Source organism: Neisseria sp. P0008.S010 (genome assembly GCF_051962715.1).
In the GTDB taxonomy this organism is placed as follows: domain Bacteria; phylum Pseudomonadota; class Gammaproteobacteria; order Burkholderiales; family Neisseriaceae; genus Neisseria; species Neisseria elongata.
Map to the genome: position 1 here is coordinate 1 of NZ_JBQCVA010000365.1, position 251 is coordinate 251.

Genomic DNA, 251 nt, shown 5'->3' on the forward strand with positions numbered 1-251 from the left:
GTATAAGAGACAGGACTACTGGGGTATCTAATCCTGTTTGCTCCCCACGCTTTCGTGCCTCAGCGTCAGTATCTAGCCAGTTGGGCGCCTACGCCACTGGTGTTCCTCCGAATATCTGCGAATTTCACCTCTACACTCGGAATTCCCCCAACCTCTCTAGATCTCTAGTCATACAGTCTCAAAAGCAATTCCAGGGTTAAGCCCTGGGATTTCACTTCTGACTTGTATAACAGCCTACGCACTCTTTACGC

The 251-nt window shown here is 49.4% G+C and carries 1 rRNA gene; it reads right to left on the minus strand.

Going from position 1 to position 251, the window contains the following annotated elements:
- Positions 1–251, minus strand: a 16S ribosomal RNA gene (locus tag ACTHSL_RS13940); the annotation flags it as partial.